The following is a 19,528-nucleotide window of genomic DNA, read 5'->3' as shown; positions in this document are numbered from 1 at the left end:
ACTCGATCCACGACCTGCCGAGCCGTCAGCTTCATTCAACGAGCGTAGAGCGAAATTGGAGACTCGGTCAACGTCCGTAGAATGAACTCATGTCCACCCGAGCCGAACAGCGCCGCAACACCGAGGCCCGAATCCTGGAGGCGGCCGGCCGGATGTTCGCCGACCTCGGCTACGAACGCACCACGATCCGCGCGATCGCGTCCGCCGCGGGCGTGGACGGCGGCCTGGTCATGCACTATTTCGGCTCGAAGGAGGCGCTGTTCGCCAAGGTCGCGCGGTTCTCATCGGAGGAACCGCCATCCGGGCCGCCCGAGGAGGTGGCTGAGCAGCTCCTCGCGGCCCTGGCCCGTCGCCTGGAGCACGAGCCCGTGGCGTCCCTGGCGGTCCTGCGATCGATGCTCACCCACGACGACGCCGCCGAGGACTTCCGCGCGATCGCACTTCCGCGCCTGGACCGCCTGGCCGAAGCCCTCAGCGGCGAGGACGCAAGACTGCGAGCCGGCCTCATCAACGCGATCACGCACGGGATCCTGATCGAACGGTACCTCCTGCAAATCGCCGGCCTCGAAACCGTCGACCCCCAGAAGGCCATCGACCTACTGCGCCCGTGCTTCCAGCTTCTCGCGGGCGTCCAGCCCGACGAACGAACCGCCAAGCGCTAACCGATCGCCACAGAACGTCAACCCGTTCGCGATCCTCGCCTGGCAGGGCAGCGGCCCGATCGCGGCGAACACGCGGGCGCACAAGCCGCCGACCCGATCGCGGCAACGGGCGCACAAGCCGCCGAACCGATCGCGGCAACGACAGTTCGCGGATCACGGCAGGAGGTGACGGTTCGTCGTGCGTACACGGCGCGCATGTTAGGACTGGCGAAGCGGTCAGGACTGCTGCGCGGTTGCGCTCACCTTCTCCGCTGCCGCCGCCACGGAGCTGCGCGTTGTTGCGGCCAGGTTTGTCTGTTCGTGCAGTGAAGCCGCCACCTCGCGCTGGGCGGTGGCCACGGTGCCCAGCCGGTCCGCCACACCGCCGACCGCCGAGGCCGCCGCCGAAGCGCCCGCCGTGACCTGGCCGACCGTGGTCTCGATGCGGCTCGTCGCTGCGGCCGTCTGCGCCGCCAGCTCCTTGACCTCGTTCGCGACCACGCCGAAGCCCTTGCCCGCCTCGCCCGCCCGCGCCGCCTCGATGGTCGCGTTCAGCGCCAGGAGCTTCGTCTGGTCGGCGACCGCCTGGATCAGGCCGGCGACGGTGGCGATGTCGGAGATGGAGGTTTCCAGCTCGCCGATGACCGTTCGTGCATGGTTGGAGTCCGTGAGCGCCTCATCGACATCCTGCACCGCGCCCTGCACGGTCGTGTTCATCCCGGCGAGCGCGGACTGGAACGACTCCATCGCCGAGCCCGCCTCCGCGCCGAGGCGTACGCCGGCGTCGGCGACGTCGGCGAGCACCGTCTCGAGCCGGCGGCCGAGCTGCTCGCTGCGCGCGACCTGCTCGGCGGCGTTCGCCGCGGCCTGCTCCTCGCGCTGCGTCGCGCTCTCGGCCGCGGCGCGCAGCTGTTCCTGGTTCTCGCGCGCGAGCCGCTCGCGCGCGATGTCGGCCTCAGCCTCGGCCGCCGCCGCGAAGCGCCAGTACGTCAGCTGCGTCGCGCACATCGCCACCACGAACGCGATGTGCAGCAGCGAGAACCAGATCGGGTGGGCGTGGGCGGTCGGCGTGGAGTACACCATCTCGGCCATCGACATGCCGATCGCCAGGTGGTGGGCGCCGGTGAGCAGGATGCCCAGGAAAAGCGGGACCCAGTCCTGATACAGGCTGACCAGGCCGAGCACGACGAAGAAGTGGAAGTGCAGGTCGGTGAGGCCGTTGCCGGCGTGCACGAGCGCCATCGCGGCGAACAGCATGCCGAGGGACACGGCGATGGAGCCGCCGCGGCGCGAACGCGCGATACCGCCCCACATCGCGCACAACACGACACTCGCGATGAACGACCAGACAAGCCAGGCCTCGTTCTGCACGTGGCCGCCGATGACGGAGTGTCCGTTGGCGATGGCGACCACGACCAGCACGGGTAGGTGCAGCCACAGCACCACGCTCAGCGCTCGATGCCGGGACCGGAACGCCGCATCGCTGAGCCTGACCTTCGGCATGAGCCAGGAGAGCACTCCGGGCATGGTGTGGGCCCCCTACGTACTGATCGGATCTGTCACTTTCATCGGCAGACCGGAGTCCGTCTGTAGGCGGGCCGCCTCGACCAGTACCGCGGCATCAGCGGCCTCGGGAAGCCCATCAGTATCGCCGGGCGCCGCGATCACGCCCGCGGCGAAGCGCGTGCCGAGCCACGCCGCGCCGCGGGGGCCGATGTTGCACAAACGCGCAGCCAGGTATGCGCCAGCGAACGCGTCCCCACCCCCAACCGGATCCACAACGCGCACTGCGGCTGTCGGCATGTGCACCGGGCCGTCGGCGCCCGCGTACCAGCACCCGTCCGCCCCGGCCTTCAGCACCACCTCGCGCACCCCGGCCGCCGCGGCCCGCCGGAACACCTCGCGCGGCTCCTCGGTGCCCAGCAGCGGCCCGGCCTCGTCGATTCCGAGCAGCAGAAACGCGGTCACCGGCAGCAACTCCCGCAACAGATCCGTCACCGGCGGCAGTCCTGGACGCAGGTTCGGATCCAGAGCCAGTCGTACTCCCGGCGCCCGGCCCAGCCGCGCCACCGCCCGCCGGGGTCCGTCTCCCAGCGCGGCGGTGAGTCCGGATACCGCGATGATCGCGGGTTGCGCGTTCAGTGCGCGTTCGGCGTCGTTTTCGTCCATCGCGGACGCGGCCGAACCGGCTCGGTAGTAGTAAACGCGCCGAGCCCCGTCGTCGTGCACGTCCTTGGCGAAGACCCCGGTCGGTCGCCCGGCGTCGACCGCGACGAGCCCGGTTTCGACCCCGAGGGCGGCCGCGGCCGCGAGTACCCGATCCCCGAACGGGTCGGCCCCGACCCGGCTGCAGAACGCCGCGCGCACACCGGCCCGCCGCACGGCCGCGAGCAGGTTGAGCTCGGCCCCGGCCACGTGGACCGTCGTCGCCGCGCACGACGACAGCGACTCGCCGCTCGCGGGCTGGAAGAGCACCATCGCCTCGCCGAGCCCGACGACGACAGGCCCGCGCGGAAGAGACCCGAGCTCGCCGGGAGCGTTGGCCCCGGTGCCTGCGGTGCCTGCGGTGCCTGCGGTGCCTGCGGTGCCTGCGGTGCCTGCGCCCTGCGCGGTGCCTGCGCCGCCCGTGCTGCCTGCGGTGCCCACGGCCATCGCGGTGCTTGCGGTGCCCGCGGTGCTTGCGGTGCCCGCGGTGCTTGCGGTGCTCGCGCTGCTTGCGGTGCTCGCGGTGCTCGCGGTGCCAGGGCCGCCGCCCGTGGCCAGAGCACCGCGAACAGCGCTGATCTCCCCGGGCCGCGGCCCGGCCGCGTCCGGCTCGCGGGTCACAGGCCCAGGTCCGTGAGGATGTCGTCCAGCGCCGCGAGGGTCGCCGGGTCGGCGTCGGTTGCGGGGGAGCGCACCGCCGCCGAGGCGATCACGCCGCGGCGGAGCAGGACGTGTTTGTGGATCGACCACGCGATGCCCGGCTGCAGGCCGAACCGGATCAGCGGCAGCAGGCGGTTGAAGGCGGCGCGGGCGGCCGGGGCGTCGCCGGACGTGAAAGTGGCCAGGACCGGGGCGAGGAGGTCCGGGAACTCGCTCGCGGGCATCGTGCCCACGGCGCCGCGTGCATATTCGTCCAGTACGAACAGTGCGTTTTGACCACCCAGCACCAGAAAGTCGTCGGCGGTCGCGTCCACCACGCTGCCGAGCTTCGGGGCCGTCGGCTGGGTCTCGATCTTCACCGAGGTGACGCCGTCGAGCTTGGAGAGCTCGACGATCAGCGGCACGGGCAGGTTCACGCCGGTGGCCGCCGGCGCGTCCTGGATCATCACCGGCAGTCCGCCCTCGGTGGCCACGGTGCCGTAGAAGTCGACGATCTGGCTGGGGGAGGGCTTCACCATGTACGGCGGGATCACCATGCCGACGGTGGCCCCGGCCTCAGCCGCGGCGCGAGACTGCGCGATCGCGTCGGTGGTGCCGGTCGCCGAGATGCCGGCGATGACGGGGGTGGTGTCGGGGAGCTCGGACAGTACCGCCGCCAGAATCTGCTGCCGCTCCGCCGCGCTCAGGGAGAAGCCCTCGCTCGCGAAGCCGAACACGGCCACTCCGTCGACGCCGGCGGACACGGAGAACGCAATCAGACGGCGCAGACTGTCCACATCGAGCGCGCCGCCGGGCTGGAACGGCGTGGCGAGCACCGGAATGAGGCCACGGACATCGGACGAGCGGGTCACTGATCCTCCACGAGAGCACTGATGTCGACGTCGACCCCGAGTCCGGGGGCCGTCGGGAGCGGGAACGAGCCGGGGCCGCCGGCGAGCGGGGCGGTCAGGATGCGGTTCGCGACCGGGAAGGGGCCGGGCTGGAACTCGAAGGCCGGCATCGCCTCGATCGCGGCGGCCACGTGCAGGCCCGCGGCCAGGACCACGCCGAGCCCGACCGAGTGATGCGGCGCGACCGGCACGTGGAAGGCCGCGGCGACCTCGGCGATCGCCATCGCCTCGGTGATGCCGGTCCGGCCGATGTCCGGTTGTGCAAGGTCGAGTGCTCGATTCTGCAGCCAGAGCCGGAATTCGTACCGATGTCGCAACGCCTCACCGACCGCCACCGGCGTGGTCAGAGCGGCCGCGAGTTCGCGGTGGGCCTCGAGGTCCTCCGGGACCAGCGGCGCCTCGAGGAACCAGGCCCCCCGCTCATCCAGGGCGCGCCCGAGCCGGAGGGCATCGGCCAGGTCGTACGCCCAGTGCGCGTCCACGGCGACCGTCATCCCGGTGGCGGCCACGGCGTCGTAGGTCGCGAGGTCGCGCTCGACCCCGTGTCCGAGGTGCAGCTTCACGCGAGTTGCGCCCTGTGCAAGCCAGTTGCGGGCGAGTGCGGTCCGGGCCTCGTCGTCCGGCACCGGAAGGCCCGACACGTAGGTCGGGACGGTGTCCCGGAAAGCGCCGCCGAGCAGGGCGTACACCGGCATCCCGGCCGCCTTTCCGGCCAGGTCCCACAGCGCGACGTCCACGGCGGCGAGCGCGTCGGCCTGGTGCCCGCCGAGGTGCCCGCGCTCGCGCATGAGTCCGGACAGCCTCGCCCAGAGCGGTCGCACCGGGCGTGGGTCGGCGCCCAGCAGGACCGGGGCGAGGAGCCGGTCGACGATCGCCTGGGGTACCTCAGGGCCGACCGGAGCCAGGCACTCGCCCCACCCGACGGTGCCGTCGTCGCAGGTCAGCCGCACGATCATGGTCTCGTAGCGGTCCGAGTAGAGGCTGCGCCAGGGCGGGCGCTGATAGTACGGGCGGTCCGAGGCCTCCCGGGTCGCCGCGCCGAGGTAGACGTCCTCGCCGCGCAGCTTCACCGCCCAGGTGGCCACATCAACGATCTTCACAAGGCATCCCCACATGGCGGTTGACCGCTTGCAACATGCGGGATATCTTTCCGTATCGCGCAAGCAATTTCCAGAGTCAACCGGGAGATCTCACGAAGGCCTCTCGGGTGGACGGGGTGTTACCCAGCACAACCCCTCGCGAGGGCGAGCGCCACTCGGCAGGACCCCTCGCGAGGGCGGGCGTTGCCCGGCCCGGAACTTCTCGTGAGCCGAGCGACGTCTGGCAGGACCTTCGCGCGAGCGGGTGCGTCCCACCGGATGCGCACGCCCGCGCGAAGGTGAATGCGACCGGGCGGGACCGGTGGCACTTGCACGAGTGAGCGTCACCGCGCGCACAAAGAAACGCGCCTGCGTGAGCGAGCGCAACCAAGCAGATCAGCAGACCCCCGAGAGAGGGCCCGATGGCAGCGGATGCCGGAAGCAACCAGAGCGTCGACCGCGCGCTCACGGTCCTGCGGGTGTTCACCACCGGCCGGAGTGAGCTGCGCGTCTCCGACGTCGCCAAGCTCGCCGACCTCGGCCTCTCCACGGCCTCGCGGCTGCTGGGGACCCTGGAGGCGGCCGGCTTCGTCGACCGCGACCCGATCAGCGGCCTCTACCGTCTGGGCCTGGACACGGTGAGCCTCGGGGGCGCCGTGCTCAACGCCCACCCCGTGCACCGCGAGGCGCGCCAGATCGCGCAGAACCTCGCGGCCGAGGTCGGCCTTGGCGTCAACGTCGCCGTCCGCCGCGACATGCGCCTGTTCTACCTGCTCAACTTCGAGGGCCGGCAGGCGCCGCGCTCGTTCACCCTCGCCGGGCAGCACAACCCGCTGCACGCCACGGGCCTGGGCAAGGCGCTGCTCAGCGGCGTCGAGCCGGGGGAGCGCCGGGAGGTGCTCCCGGGCCCATTCCTGATGTCGTACACCCCCAGGACCATCACCGACCACGACGCCCTCGACGCCGAGATCAAGAAGTCGCTCGCGCGCGGGTACTTCTCCGAGATCGAGGAGCTGGCGCTGGGCCGGGCCTGCCTCGCGGCGCCGATCCGCGACGCGACCGGCGGCGTGACCGCGGCCCTGTCCGTCTCCGGCCCGCTGTCGGCGATCGACCTGCCGAACCGCGAGTCCGACCTGGCCCGCAGCGTCATCGAGGCCGCGGACTCGATCAGCATCGGCCTCGGCTATGTGGGCCCCGGCCACCAAGGCGCCTTCCCCGCGAGCATGGCGCGAACGGACGACCCGCGATGAGCGAGCGTGCGGAAACTCGGCCGCCGGCGTGCCGGTGCGCGATCGGGCAAGCCGTCATGCGTGAACGCGCAGACTTCGGCCGCCGCGGGATCGGTGCACGAATGGGGGCGGCGCAATGAGCGAACGGTGCAGGAACGGAGGCGGCGCGATGAGTGAAACGTGCAGACTTCGGCCGCCGCGGGATCTGTGCAGGAACGGAGGCGGCGCGATGAGTGAACGTGCAGACGTCGGCCGCCGCGGGATTGGTGCACGAACGGGGGCGGCGCGATGAGTGAACGTGCAGACTTCGGCCGCCGTGGGATTGGTGCACGAATGAGGGCGGCGCGATGAGTGAACGTGCAGAAGCCGCGCCCGCGCAGCGGCTCGGTGAGGGCGGGCACGGGCTGAAGGACCGTACGTTCGGGTTGCTCCTCACGCTTCCGGCCCTCGCGCTGCTCGGCGCCGTGGTGTTGTATCCGCTCATCGGCGCGCTCAGTACGAGCATGTTCAAACAGAGCCTCGTGCTCCCGGGCCGCTCGTTCGTCGGGCTCGACAACTTCAGCGCGGTCCTGCACCAGAATTTCTGGCCCGTTCTCGGCCACACCATCGTGTTCACGGTCGGCTCGACGGTCGTGCCGGTGGTCGTCGGCCTCGCCCTCGCCCTCGCGCTCAACACGCGCCTCCGCGGGCGGGCCGTGCTCCGCGGCCTGTTCCTGATGCCGTGGGTCATCCCCGGCGTGGTCGTGTCGTTCATCTGGCTCTGGATCTTCAACGCGAACTACGGCCTGCTCAACGGGCTGCTCACCACGCTGCACCTGACGGACGAACCGATCACCTGGCTCGGCCAGCCGGGCACCGCGATGGCGGCGATCATCGTGGCCAAGAGCTGGGCGAGCTTTCCGTGGATCATGGTGATGCTGCTGGCGGGTCTGCAGACGGTGCCGTCGGCGCTGCATGAGGCCGCGGCGCTGGACGGTGCGGGTGCTGTGGCGCGGTTCTGGCATGTGACGCTGCCGCATCTGCGCGGGATTCTCGGGATTGTCGTGCTGCTCGAGGTGATCTGGAATGTGCAGCACTTCGACATGATCTATGTGCTCACCGGTGGTGGTCCGGCCGGTTCGACGACGACGTTTGCGGTTGCCGTGTACGACACCGCGTTCAAGGCCTTCGACCTCGGTAACGCGAGCGCGCTCGGTGCCCTCTGGCTGGTGCTCATCCTCGTGCTGACCGTCGTGTACGTGCGCCTGTCCGAGCGGGGGGAGCGTGCATGACCGTGCAGGAGTTCGTGCACGAAACGCCCAAGCCGTGCACCGTAGTGGAGTCAGCGGTGAGCGGTGGCCTACCGGAAATGCGCAAGGCGCGCACCGTTGTGGAGTCGCTGGCGAGCGGTGGCCTACCGGAAATGCGCAAGACGCGCGCCGCGGCGGAGTCGGTGGCGAGCGGTGGCGTGCCGGAAGCGCGCAGGTCGCGCATGAGGAACGAGCTGGAAACGTGCAAGACGCGCATCGCGACCGAGCCGGCGGTGAGCGGCGGCCTGCTGGCGCGCAAGACGCGCACCGCGATGGGGCCAGCGGTGAACGACGGCCTGCTGGAAACGCGCAAGACGTACACCGCGGCGGCGTCGGCGGCTAGCGGTGGCCTGCCGGAAGCGCGCAAGCCGCGCATGACGACAGGGCCGGAAGCGCGCAAGCCGCGCACGGCAACAAGGCCGGAAACGCGCGAGCCGAGCAAGCAGCGCAACCGGCGCAGGCCGCGCGTGTCGCTGGTCGTGAGCACCGCCGCGACCGTCCAAGTCTGTTCGTTCGAGCGGAGTGAGCGCGCATGACCGTGCAGGAACTCGTCCGGACCGACCCCGCCCCGGCGGTGGTGCCGGACCTGCGCAAGCCGCGCCGCCCGCGCACGCTGCTCGCCGCGACCACCGTCGCGATCATCGGCGTGTTCGCGTTCGGACCGATCTACTGGGTGCTGGTCACGGCGCTCACCCCGACCCAGGACGTGTTCCGCTTCCCGCCGCACTTCTTCCCCGACCACATCACGTTCGAGCACTTCGGCAGCATCTTCGAGAACCCGAAACTGCTCAAGTACCTGCTGAACTCCCTGATCGTCTCGGCGATCACCGCGGTGCTGACCGTCATCGTGTCCGCCTACACCGGCTACTCCTTCGCGAAGTTCCGGTACCGCGGCCGCCGCTCGCTCATGTACCTGGTGCTCGCCTCGCAGATGTTCCCGCAGGCCCTGCTGCTCATCACGCTCTATCTGGTGTTCAGTCAGGCCGGGCTGCTCAACTCGTACCTCGCGCTGATCCTGTCCTTCACGACGTTCACGCTGCCGTTGTGCGTGTGGATGCTGAAGGGCTTCTTCGACACGATCCCGGATGAGCTGATCGAGGCCGCGAAGGTCGACGGGGCCGGGCAGGGCGCGATCATCCATCGGATTCTGTTGCCGGTGTCGCTGCCGGGGTTGGTGGCGACGGGGTTGTTCGCGTTCATCCGGGGCTGGAACGACTTCATCTTCGCGCTCACGCTCGCCGGTCCGGACAAGCAGACGCTGCCGCCGGGTCTGGTGAACACGTTCCTCGGCGAGTTCGAGACCGCCTGGCCGGACCTGATGGCCGCCTCGCTCGTCGTTTCTCTTCCCGTCGTCATCGGCTTCACCGTTCTGCAGCGCTATCTGGTCGCCGGCCTCACCGCCGGCGCTGTGAAGGGCTGAACCCCGCAAAGGACATCCCCCTGAAGAGCAACGCGGTCCCGTGAAGGGCTGAACCCGAAGACATCCCGCAGCAAAGCAACAGAGTCGCAGCGCTGTGAAGGGCTGAACTCCGCAAAGGACATCCCCCCGAAGAGCAACGCGGTCCCGTGAAGGGCTGAACCCGAAGACATCCCGCAGCAAACGAACAGAGTCGCAGCGCTGTGAAGGGCTGAACCCCCAAAAGGACACCCCCAAGAAAGCAACGGAGTCGCACATGAACATCACCCGCCGCGCGCTGCTGAGCGCCATCGGCGTGTCGACGCTCGCCGCCTGCGCCCCGTCCACGCAGGCGCCCACCCCGGCCGGCACCGAGGGCCTCAAGGACGACGGGGTGAAGGAGTTCCCGCTGACGTCCTGGTCCTACAACGAGGCCGTCACGAAGCAGCCGATGCAGGACGCCATCGACAAGTACACGGCGGCGAACGCCGGGACCAAGATCACCACGCCGTCGTACCCCTACAACGACTACCTGAACCAGCTGCTCCTGCAGGTGCAGGGCGGGCAGCTCAAGGGCGCGATCCAGCTCGACGTCGCCTGGCTGGCCACGCTCGCGGCCACCGGCAAGCTGCTCGACCTCAAGAGTGTCGCGAGCGGGCTCGACTATGCCCCGGCGGCGCTGAGCCTCGGGCAGTCGAAGGGCACGCAGTACGGGCTGCCGTGGACGTTCGCGGGTATCGGCCTGATCGCGAACAACGAGTTGCTCACCAGGGCCGGGGTCACGGCTCCGCCGAAGACGGTCGCGGAGTTCGAGGCGGCGCTCATGGCGGTGAAGGGTCTCGGGAACGGGATCGTGCCGTGGGCGGGTATGACGAAGGTGGATCAGCTCAAGGACGTCATTCCGTGGATGTGGGAGTTCGGGTCGCCGATCGTGCAGGACAACAAGGTGGTGATCGGGGACGATGGCAGTGTCGAGGCGTTGACCTGGTACAAGAAGCTGTATGACCAGAAGCTGATCGCGCCGGACGTGAACCGGGTCGATGCGCGGGCGCTCATGTCGCAGGGTAAGACCGCGTTCTACGAGGACGCGATCGGCGGTAAAGCGACGGTCGCCAAGTCATCGCCGGACAAAGACCTCGGGACCAAGATGACCCCCGTTGCGCGGCCGGTGAAGAACGCCGGTGACAAGCCGCGGCACCTTGCCTGGGGGCAGGTCATCGCGGTCATGAACGGCCCCGGCGCGGCCGCCGCCGCGAACTTCGCCAAGACCGTCACCACCGACAAGGGCTACACCGTCGACTGGTTCACCAAGACCGGGCTGCCGCCGACGACCAATGCGGGGCTGGCGGACGCGGCGGTGAAGAACGACAAGTTCGCGACCGAGTTCACCGCGCAGATCGGCGCGAACTCCAGCGCGAGCCCGTTCTGGGTGTATCCGCAGTTCTCCCAGATGGAGAAGGTGCTCGCCGAGGAGGTGCAGTCGATCCTCATCGGCAAGAAGCAGGTCAAGGAGGCGCTCACCTCGGCCCGCGACCGGATGAACGACCTCATCAAGTGAGCATGGGCCAGCGACCGGATGAGCGACCTCATCAGGTGAGCAGAGGCCCGCGACTGGATGAGCGACCTAACCGTGTAAGCAGAGGCAGAACGTGAGCAGGGGCAGAACGTGAGCAGCAGCAAGGCGGTGGTGACGGGCGCGGCCGGCGGGATCGGCAAGGCGGTCGCGGCCCGGCTCGCCGCCGACGGCTTCGACGTCCACGGCGTCGACCGCGGCGACGGCGACCTCACGACCGAGGACGGCGTCGCGGCCGCGCTCGGCGGCATCGGCCCGGTGGCGGCCCTGGTGCACTGCGCCGGGGTCACCACCGGGGCACCGGTGCACGAGACCACCCTCGCCGACTGGCACCACGTCCTGGACACCAACGTCACCTCCGCGTTCCTGTGCGCCCGCGCCGTCCTGCCCGGCATGATCGAGCAGCGCCACGGCGTCATCATCACCATCGGCTCCATCCACGCCACCCGCCACTTCCCGGGCCTGCCGGCCTACAGCGCCTCCAAGGCCGCCCTCGCCGCGTTCACCCGCCAGCTCGCCGTGGACTACCGCCGGTACGACATCCGCGCCGTGACCATCACCCCCGCCTGGGTCCGCACCCCCGACACCGAGACCCGGCTCACCGACCCGGACGACCTCGCCCGCCTCGCAGAAACCCAGCGCCTCGGCACACCCGGCGACATCGCCGCCGCGGTGTCCTACGCCCTGTCCGCCCCCTACCTCACCGGGACCGAACTCGTCCTCGACGGCGGCGCCAGCGCGGCCCAGACCGCCGCACTGCTACGCCCCGGCCCGCGAGCCAAGCTCGGCCTGCCCCCACTCCAGGAAGGATCGTCATGACGTTCGACGAGCTGCTGCACGGACGGCCGCTGGTCGCCATCCTCCGCGGCGTGCCGGTGGCGCGGGCCCTGGAGCTCGCGCGGGCGGTGTGGGACAGCGGCCTCGGCGTCGTCGAGGTGCCGATCCAGAACGCGGAGGCCCTCGACTGCCTGCGGGCGCTCGCGGACGCCGCGCCGGCCGGGGCGCTCGTCGGGGCCGGCACGGTGCGCAGCGCCGAGCACGTCGCCCAGGCGGCCGCGGCGGGGGCCCGGTTCACCGTCTCGCCCGGGCTCGACCTCGACGTCGTGCGGGCCAGCCACGACGCCGGGCTGCCGCACCTGCCCGGGGTCGCCACCGCCTCCGAGGTGCACCACGCGCTCAACGCCGGCTGCGGCTGGCTCAAGGCGTTCCCGGCCGGCTCGCTCGGCCCGGGCTGGCTGCGCGAGATGCGCGGCCCGTTCCCCGAGGCCCGGTTCGTCGCGACCGGCGGGGTCGGCGCCCACAACGCCCGCGACTACCTCGCCGCGGGCGCGGGGGCCCTCGGCGTCGGCGGCGCGGTCACCCGCGAGGGCGGCCTCGCCCCACTCCTGGAGGTCCTCAGCACGCCCTGACAAAAAGAAGAGGGGTCCCCAGCACACCCTGACCAAGGAAGGTCCCATGCGAAGAGCCGCCACTCTGTTCGCCGTCACCGCCCTGGCCGCCACCACCCTCGCCGCCCCGCCGGCGAGCGCCGCCCCGGCCACGATCACGCAGGTGCCGTACCCGATCGACAGCTCGAACCAGGCCGCCTGGTGGTCCCCGCTGGACACCTACAACGCCTACGCCTACCTGGCCTTCAACGAACCCGGATCCCAGGCCGGCACCCACAAGGTCGCGATCGCGCGCCGCGACGGCGCCGGAACGTGGACGAAACTGCCCGTCATGAACGGCAACGCGCAGGCCGAGTACACCGACGACGACGGGCACAACCAGCCGTCCGTCGCGCGCGACGGCAGCGGCCGGTTCCACGTGTTCGCCAGCATGCACAACAACGCGTGGCGGTACTTCCGCTCCGACACCGTCGGCGGCAACCCCACGCTGCACAGCGCCGACCTGCCGGACCAAGGGATCGGCGTCACCTACCCGGTGCTCACCACCGCCCCCAACGGCGACCTGTACCTCATCGCGCGCCTCGACGGCGTCCAGTCCGCGGGCCGCTCCGGGCGGCTGTACCGCTGGAACAACGCCGCCTCGGCCTGGACCCGCGTCGCGGTCTTCGCCGAGAGTGCCAACCGGGCCGTGTACCCCGACGACCTCCAGTTCGACACGGCCGGCAACCTGCACATCCTGTGGGAGTGGGGGCTCTGGCCCGCGACCGCGTTCCGCCACCAGCTCAGCTACCTCGTGTACCACCCGGCGACCGGCGCCTTCACCGACCACAGTGGAGCGTCCGTCACCGTGCCCGTGAGCACCGGCACCGCGGACGTCATCCAGCCCATCGAGGCGGGCGAGGTCTACCAGGGCAACGACGGCACCGGCCCGGCCGTGCAGAGCGCCAAGCTGACGCTGGACGGCACGTCGCCGAAGGTCGCGTACCGCTACCGCAAGAACGACATCTTCATGGTGCGCTATGCGTACACGAACGGAGCCTGGCAGCGCGAAACCGTGTACGACCAGGCACAGACGAGCGCGGCCGTCGACATCACCTGGACCGGCGACGGCAAGCGGGTCTACTACACCACCACGACCGGCGGCATGTACGTCGCCACGAAGCCCGGCACCGCCTGGACCGCCGCCGCCGTGGCCCCCGGCCTGCCCATCACCCGCTTCGCGGTCGAACGATCCGCCACCCAGGGAGACGTGCTCTACCTCGTCGACCTGACCAACCTCCGGCTCTACTACGGGAGGAACTGATGCGCCGCCTCACCATCGTCACCGTCGCCGCCGCCCTCGTCCTGACCCCCGCCGCCGTCGCGCATGCAGATCCGAGCGGTACCGGCTGGACGCTCGTGTTCGCCGACGAGTTCAACGCGACAACAGTGGACACCGCGAAGTGGAACTACCGCACCGACAGCAAGGCCTACAGCACCCAGCGGCCGGAGAACGTCTCCGAGAGCGGCGGCTCCCTGAACATCGCCCTGCGGAAGGAGACCTTCGGCGGCAAGGACTACACCGGCGGCGGGGTCGTCTCCAAGCAGGCGCTGCGGTACGGCTACTACGAGACCCGCGCGAAGCTCAACGACGGCGCGGGCTGGCACAGCAGCTTCTGGATCATGTCGGGCGACGGCTCGACCACGTTCCCGGCCTCGCAGCGCACCGAGATCGACGCGTTCGAGATCGACTCGATCACGCCGAACCGCATCCACCACGGCGTGCTGACGTGGAAGGGCAGCGGCGTCTCGGCCGGCAAGTCGTACGGCACCACCTACAACAGCTCCACGGTGGACACCCGCGACTGGCACACGTACGGCCTGGACTGGTCGGAGACGAGCGCGAAGTTCTATGTGGACGGTGTGCTCGCCTACACCGCGCCCTACCTGCCGAGCGACTGGACGCACGACTACACGAACATCTGGCTCACGAGCATCGCCTACGGCTCCGTCCCCGACGCGGCGAAGCTCCCGGCGACCGTCCAGTTCGACTACGTCAAGTACTGGCAGAAGGACTACTACGTCGACAACGACGGCCCCGCGGCCTACGGCTACTCGGAGACCGGCACCTGGTCGGCGTCGACCCTGACCGGCTTCACGGTCGCCTCGCCGACCCGCTACTCGGCCTGTGGCAGTGCGGGAAACACCGCCACGTGGCGTCCGAATCTGCGCGCCTCAGGCGACTACCAGGTGTACTACTACAAGCTCGCCGCCACCAACAGCGACCCGGCCACCCGCCTGGACGTGACCCACGGCGGCACCGTGTCGACCACGACGGTGAACGGCACCACGGGCTCGTCGGGCTGGGTCAGCCTCGGCACCTACGCGTTCGCCGCCGGCACCGCGGGCTCGGTGCGGCTGACCAGCTCCGGCACCGGCTGCGCCCGGGCCGACGCGGTGAAGTTCGTCCGCGTCTGACGACGGTGCTCCGCCCGGGCCGCGTGGCCCGGGCGGAGCGCGACGGTCAGCCGAAGTGGACCGGGGCCGCCTCGGTGGTCTCCGTCGTACGGTCCGGGGCCGGGTTGCGCACCATGGCGATCACGACCACCGTCGCCACGGCGAGCAGGACCGCGCTGGCCGTGAAGGCGACGTTGTACCCGTGGATCGCCGCATGGGCCTGCAGCAGCTGCGCGCCGCCCGAGGCCGCCGAGGCCGCGTGGCCGGTCACGTAGCCGGTCACCGCCGTGGTGAAGATGGTGTTCAGCAGCGCGGTGCCGAGGGAGCCGCCGACCTGCTGCGTCGTGTTCACCATCGCGCTCGCCACGCCCGCGTCGTGGTTGGCCACGCCGGACAGCGCGAGGCTCGAGAGCGGGACGAAGACCAGGCCCATGCCCAGGCTCATGGCGATGAACGACGGCAGGATGTGCACCGCGTAGCTCGAGTCGAGGTCGAGCCGCGTCAGCCAGACCATCGACGCGGTGGCGAGCGCGCCGCCGACCGCCATCAGGACCTTCGGGCCGGTGCGGGGCAGCAGGCGGGACGCGATCACGGCGGCGGCGATGATGCCGCCCGAGAACGGCATGTACGCCACGCCGCTCTTCAGCGCCGACCAGCCCATGGTCTGCTGCAGGTAGAACGTCATGAACAGGAACATGCCCAGCATGCCGGCGCCGAGCAGGATCGACACCAGGTAGGAGGCGCCCCGGTTGCGGTCGAACAGCACGCGCAGCGGCAGCAGCGGGTGGGCGGTGCGCGCCTCCCAGAACAGGAACGCGCCGAGCAGGACCACCGCGGCGGCGAGCCAGCCGACGGTCACCCCCGAGCTCCAGCCGTCGGTCGCGGCCTTGGTGAAGCCGTAGACGAGGGCGACCTGGCCCGCGGTGGCCAGCACGGCACCGGGGATGTCGTAGCGGGTGTCGCCCGACGCCTTGCTCTCCCGCACCAGCGGGACGGCCGCGGCGAAGGCGAGCACCGCGATCGGGATGTTCACCAGCAGGCACCAGCGCCAGTCCGCGTACTCGGTCAGCACGCCGCCCGCGAGCAGGCCGATCGCGGCGCCGCCGCCGGAGATGCCGCCGAAGACGCCGAAGGCCTTCGCGCGCTCCTTGGCCTCGGTGAACGTGACGGTGATGAGCGACAGTGCGGCCGGGGCGAGCAGGGCGCCGAAGAGGCCCTGCAGGCCGCGGGCGGCGAACAGGGTGCCCGCGTTCACCGCGGCGCCGCCCAGGGCCGAGGCGCCCGCGAAGCCGAGCAGGCCGATGAGGAACGTCCGCTTGCGGCCGAAGAAGTCCGCGATCCGGCCGCCGAGCAGGAGCAGGCCGCCGAAGGTGAGCGTGTACGCCGTGACGATCCACTGCCGGTCGGCGGTCGAGATGTGCAGGGCCTCCTGGGCCGACGGCAGCGCGATGTTCACGATCGTCGCGTCGAGCACCACCATGAGCTGGGCGACCGCGATGACCGTGAGCGCGAGCCAGCGCCGCGGATCAGGGGGCACCAAAGAAGATGATTTAACGGATATGTCCGGTGAAAGGGCAGCATCGTTCGCCATGAGAGCCAGCCTCCAGGGCAAAAAAAGGGGAAGAGTCAGGACCGCGTGAGCATGGGAATCAGGACGCCGTCGATGAGCCGCTCCACGAAGGCCCGGTCCAGGGGCCCGTTCTGCCACATGCGCCGGCTCGTGACCATGGCGTGCAGCACCTCGTGCAGCAGTTCGGCGGTGGTGCCGGGAGCGACCTCGCCCCGCTGTTGCGCGCGCCGGAGCATCGCCTCGTACATCGAGTGCTTGGTGGAGTACGCACACCGGAACAGGCACTCGGCCAGCTCCGCGTTGTGCGTCGCCGCCGTCAGCAGCCCCGTGAACACCGCGCCGTCGGCCCCCTCGGCCGCCGCGCACACGGCCCCGAGCTGGGCGAGCAGGTCGCCGCGCAGCGAGCCGGTGTCGGGGGGCTCCATCGACCCGCCGAACCGGTGCTCGATCGCCTCCATGACCAGCTCCGGCTTGCTGGGCCAGCCGCGGTAGATGGTCGCCTTGCTCGCGCGGGCCCGCGCCGCCACGGCGTCCATCGTCATCCGGTCGTAGCCGACCTCGCCGAGCAGCTCGAAGACGGCCTCGCAGATGGCTGCGCGCCGGTCGGCCCTCGTCGCGGTGGTCACGTGCTCGAACGTACCGCGTCCCGCAAGCGAAACGAAACCGTTTCGTACACCACTTGTGTGAACGGCGCCACACCGAAAGTTTCACGCGGTGAGCGGGGCCTCACGCAGGTGGAACGCCGTCGTGCCAAACAGTTGTTGACGCCCGGGAGCGCTCCCGCGCAGGTTGATCGCGCCAGAACACCAGCCCACCTCCCCGTCGAGTAGGAGCACCAGGATGAGGCGAAAACTCGCCATCGTCTCGATCGCCGCTGTCGCGGCAACCGGCGGCGCGATCGCCGTCATGCAACCGGCGCTCGCCGCGGCCGGCTGCGGCGTGCAGTACACCGTGACCAACCAGTGGCCGGGTGGCTTCGGCGCCTCCGTCGAGCTCACCAACACCGGGGACGCGCTCACCAGCTGGAACCTCGGCTGGGACTTCGTCGCCGGCCAGGGCATCCAGCAGATGTGGCAGGCCGTCCCGACCGTCTCCGGCACCCACGTCACCGCCAAGAACGAGAGCTACAACGGGGCCGTCCCCAGCGGGGGCAAGGTCTCGTTCGGCTTCAACGGCTCGTGGACCACCGCCAACCCGGTCCCGAGCGCGTTCACCCTCAACGGCGTCGCCTGCAACGGCGGCACCACCACCAACCAGGCGCCGACCGTGAGCATCACGAGCCCGGCCGCCAACGCCTCCTTCGCCGCTCCGGCGACGGTCGCCATCGCCGCCAGCGCCGCCGACGCCGACGGCACGGTCGCCAAGGTCGAGTTCTACAACGGCTCGACGCTGCTGGGCACCGACACCTCGGCGCCGTACAGCTTCTCCTGGTCGGGCGTCGCCGCCGGCTCGTACTCGCTGACCGCCAAGGCGTACGACAACGCGGGCCTGTCCACCGCCAGCACCGCGGTGCCGATCACGGTCACCAGCGGCGGCGGCACCGGCGCCCCGAGCGTCGCGCTGACCAGCCCCACCGCCGGCTCGTCGTTCACCGCCCCGGCCACCATCGCGCTCGCCGCCACCGCCTCCGACAGCGACGGCACCGTCGCCAAGGTCGAGTTCTACAACGGCACCACGCTGCTCGGCTCGGACACCACCGCGCCGTACACCTACTCGTGGACGAACGTCGCCGCCGGCAGCTACACCGTCTCGGCCAAGGCGACCGACAACGCCGGCAACACCACGAGCACGAGCGGCACCGCGATCACCGTGACCTCCGGCACCGGCACGGGCGACGCCCACGTCGACAACCCGTACGTCGGCGCCAAGGGCTACGTCAACGCCGACTGGTCGACCAAGGCCGCCGCCGAGCCGGGCGGCAGCAGGATCGCGAACACCTCGACCGCCATCTGGATCGACCGCATCGCCGCGATCGCGGGCTCCAGCAGCGCCAAGGGCGTGCGCGCGCACCTCGACGCCGCGCTGCAGCAGGCCGCCGGCGGCACCCCGGTCGTCATCGAGTTCGTCGTCTACGACCTGCCCAACCGCGACTGCGCGGCGCTGGCCTCCAACGGCGAGCTGAAGATCTCGGAGAACGGCCTGAGCCGGTACAAGACCGAGTTCATCGACCCGATCGCCGCGATCATGACCGACCCGAAGTACAACTCGCTGCGGATCGTCAACGTGGTCGAGGACGACTCGCTGCCGAACCTCGTCACCAACCTCGGCATCGCCAACTGCGCCGAGGCCAACACCAGCGGCGCCTACGTACAGGGCATCCAGTACGCGCTGAACAAGCTGCACAAGGGCAACATCTACAACTACCTCGACATCGGCCACCACGCGTGGCTCGGCTGGGACTCCAACTTCGGCCCCGCCGTCACCCTGCTCGCCAACACCGTGAAGGGCACCACCGCCGGCTTCACCAGCGTCGACGGCTTCATCTCCAACACGGCCAACTACTCGTCGCTGACCGAGCCGTACTTCACCGTCAGCACCCAGGTCGGCGGCAACACGATCCGCCAGTCCAAGTGGGTCGACTGGAACATGTACGTCGACGAGCTCAGCTTCACCCAGGCGTTCCGCAACGCCCTGGTGACCGCGGGCTTCCCGTCGACGCTGGGCATGCTCATCGACACCTCGCGCAACGGCTGGGGCGGCTCCGCCCGGCCCGCCGGCCCGAGCACCTCGACCGACGTGAACACCTTCGTCAACACCAGCCGCATCGACCGGCGCATCCACGCCGGCAACTGGTGCAACCAGAGCGGCGCGGGCATGGGCGAGCGGCCGCGGGCGACCCCCGCCACCGGCATCGACGCCTACGTCTGGATCAAGCCCCCGGGCGAGTCCGACGGCTCCAGCTCCGCGATCGCCAACAACGAGGGCAAGGGCTTCGACCGGATGTGCGACCCGACCTACACCGGCAACGGCCTCAACGGCAACAACCTGACCGGCGCGCTGCCCGGCTCGCCGATCTCCGGCGCGTGGTTCTCCGCGCAGTTCCAGCAGCTGATGGCCAACGCGTACCCGGCGCTCAGCTGATCCTGCGACACATGACCCTGCGACACATGACCCTGTGACAAAGTGGCGGGTCCCGGCGGTACTGCCGGGGCCCGCCTCCGCATATCGTCAG

The 19,528-nt window shown here is 70.4% G+C and carries 18 protein-coding genes and 1 pseudogene; 12 read left to right on the top strand and 7 right to left on the bottom strand.

The window, feature by feature from the left end:
- Positions 1-89: 89 nt before the first annotated feature.
- A complete protein-coding gene (locus AC6JBM_RS33480) occupies positions 90-662 on the top strand; it encodes a TetR/AcrR family transcriptional regulator (protein WP_497978001.1) in 573 nt (190 codons plus the stop codon).
- 216 nt (positions 663-878) lie between these two features.
- Here AC6JBM_RS33480 and AC6JBM_RS33475 read toward each other — a convergent pair whose 3' ends face one another.
- Genes AC6JBM_RS33475 through AC6JBM_RS33460 form a run of 4 tightly spaced genes read right to left on the bottom strand, consistent with a single transcriptional unit; the run spans position 879 to position 5,496 of the window.
- Positions 879-2,168, bottom strand: coding sequence for a methyl-accepting chemotaxis protein (locus AC6JBM_RS33475; RefSeq protein ID WP_497978000.1), 1,290 nt, complete (start codon positions 2,166-2,168; stop codon positions 879-881).
- Positions 2,169-2,180: 12 nt separating this feature from the next.
- Positions 2,181-3,467, bottom strand: a complete 1,287-nt coding sequence (locus tag AC6JBM_RS33470; RefSeq protein WP_497977999.1) for a sugar kinase — start codon at positions 3,465-3,467, stop codon at positions 2,181-2,183.
- On the bottom strand, positions 3,464-4,357 hold the full coding sequence (locus tag AC6JBM_RS33465) for a dihydrodipicolinate synthase family protein (protein ID WP_497977998.1): 894 nt from the start codon (positions 4,355-4,357) through the stop codon (positions 3,464-3,466). Before AC6JBM_RS33465 ends, AC6JBM_RS33470 begins: the two co-directional genes overlap by 4 nt.
- Positions 4,354-5,496, bottom strand: coding sequence for a mandelate racemase/muconate lactonizing enzyme family protein (locus tag AC6JBM_RS33460; protein WP_497977997.1), 1,143 nt, complete (start codon positions 5,494-5,496; stop codon positions 4,354-4,356). The genes AC6JBM_RS33465 and AC6JBM_RS33460 overlap by 4 nt, the downstream gene beginning before the upstream one ends.
- Before the next feature lie 401 nt (positions 5,497-5,897).
- On the opposite strand from AC6JBM_RS33460, the gene AC6JBM_RS33455 reads away from it, so the two are divergent.
- The 9 genes from AC6JBM_RS33455 (at position 5,898) to AC6JBM_RS33415 (ending at position 14,807) form a co-directional block, all read left to right on the top strand.
- Positions 5,898-6,725, top strand: coding sequence for an IclR family transcriptional regulator (locus tag AC6JBM_RS33455; protein ID WP_497977996.1), 828 nt, complete (start codon positions 5,898-5,900; stop codon positions 6,723-6,725).
- Positions 6,726-7,051: 326 nt separating this feature from the next.
- Positions 7,052-7,975, top strand: a complete 924-nt coding sequence (locus tag AC6JBM_RS33450; protein ID WP_497977995.1) for a carbohydrate ABC transporter permease — start codon at positions 7,052-7,054, stop codon at positions 7,973-7,975.
- Complete coding sequence (locus AC6JBM_RS33445; protein ID WP_497977994.1) at positions 7,972-8,529, top strand: hypothetical protein; 558 nt, start codon at positions 7,972-7,974, stop codon at positions 8,527-8,529. The genes AC6JBM_RS33450 and AC6JBM_RS33445 overlap by 4 nt, the downstream gene beginning before the upstream one ends.
- Complete coding sequence (locus AC6JBM_RS33440) at positions 8,526-9,413, top strand: carbohydrate ABC transporter permease (protein WP_497977993.1); 888 nt, start codon at positions 8,526-8,528, stop codon at positions 9,411-9,413. Before AC6JBM_RS33445 ends, AC6JBM_RS33440 begins: the two co-directional genes overlap by 4 nt.
- Positions 9,414-9,666: 253 nt before the next feature.
- Positions 9,667-10,947 carry an extracellular solute-binding protein gene (locus AC6JBM_RS33435; protein ID WP_497977992.1) on the top strand — a complete coding sequence of 427 codons (1,281 nt, stop codon included), beginning with the start codon at positions 9,667-9,669 and terminating at the stop codon, positions 10,945-10,947.
- 108 nt (positions 10,948-11,055) lie between these two features.
- Positions 11,056-11,781: an SDR family NAD(P)-dependent oxidoreductase gene (locus AC6JBM_RS33430; protein ID WP_497977991.1), complete on the top strand. Its 726-nt coding sequence runs from the start codon at positions 11,056-11,058 to the stop codon at positions 11,779-11,781.
- A complete protein-coding gene (locus tag AC6JBM_RS33425) occupies positions 11,778-12,371 on the top strand; it encodes a bifunctional 4-hydroxy-2-oxoglutarate aldolase/2-dehydro-3-deoxy-phosphogluconate aldolase (RefSeq protein ID WP_497977990.1) in 594 nt (197 codons plus the stop codon). Before AC6JBM_RS33430 ends, AC6JBM_RS33425 begins: the two co-directional genes overlap by 4 nt.
- Positions 12,372-12,417: 46 nt before the next feature.
- Positions 12,418-13,653, top strand: coding sequence for a BNR-4 repeat-containing protein (locus tag AC6JBM_RS33420; protein WP_497977989.1), 1,236 nt, complete (start codon positions 12,418-12,420; stop codon positions 13,651-13,653).
- Positions 13,653-14,807, top strand: coding sequence for a golvesin C-terminal-like domain-containing protein (locus tag AC6JBM_RS33415; protein WP_497977988.1), 1,155 nt, complete (start codon positions 13,653-13,655; stop codon positions 14,805-14,807). Before AC6JBM_RS33420 ends, AC6JBM_RS33415 begins: the two co-directional genes overlap by 1 nt.
- Positions 14,808-14,853: 46 nt before the next feature.
- Here AC6JBM_RS33415 and AC6JBM_RS33410 read toward each other — a convergent pair whose 3' ends face one another.
- The 3 genes from AC6JBM_RS33410 to AC6JBM_RS33400 form a co-directional block, all read right to left on the bottom strand.
- Complete coding sequence (locus tag AC6JBM_RS33410) at positions 14,854-16,323, bottom strand: MFS transporter (RefSeq protein ID WP_497977987.1); 1,470 nt, start codon at positions 16,321-16,323, stop codon at positions 14,854-14,856.
- An 89-nt stretch (positions 16,324-16,412) separates the two neighbouring features.
- A complete protein-coding gene (locus tag AC6JBM_RS33405) occupies positions 16,413-16,982 on the bottom strand; it encodes a TetR/AcrR family transcriptional regulator (protein ID WP_497977986.1) in 570 nt (189 codons plus the stop codon).
- Between the two features lie 81 nt (positions 16,983-17,063).
- Complete coding sequence (locus tag AC6JBM_RS33400; protein WP_497986765.1) at positions 17,064-17,264, bottom strand: hypothetical protein; 201 nt, start codon at positions 17,262-17,264, stop codon at positions 17,064-17,066.
- Between AC6JBM_RS33400 and AC6JBM_RS33395 the strand changes: the two are divergent.
- Positions 17,197-17,763 (top strand): annotated as a pseudogene (locus AC6JBM_RS33395) (cellulose binding domain-containing protein); the annotation flags it as partial. The gene AC6JBM_RS33400 and the pseudogene AC6JBM_RS33395 overlap by 68 nt on opposite strands.
- 51 nt (positions 17,764-17,814) lie before the next feature.
- Positions 17,815-19,437 carry a glycoside hydrolase family 6 protein gene (locus tag AC6JBM_RS33390; RefSeq protein WP_497986563.1) on the top strand — a complete coding sequence of 541 codons (1,623 nt, stop codon included), beginning with the start codon at positions 17,815-17,817 and terminating at the stop codon, positions 19,435-19,437.
- The last annotated feature ends 91 nt before the right edge of the window (positions 19,438-19,528 follow it).

Source organism: Dactylosporangium thailandense, from assembly GCF_059739745.1.
This window is presented reverse-complemented; position numbering and strand designations above follow the sequence as displayed.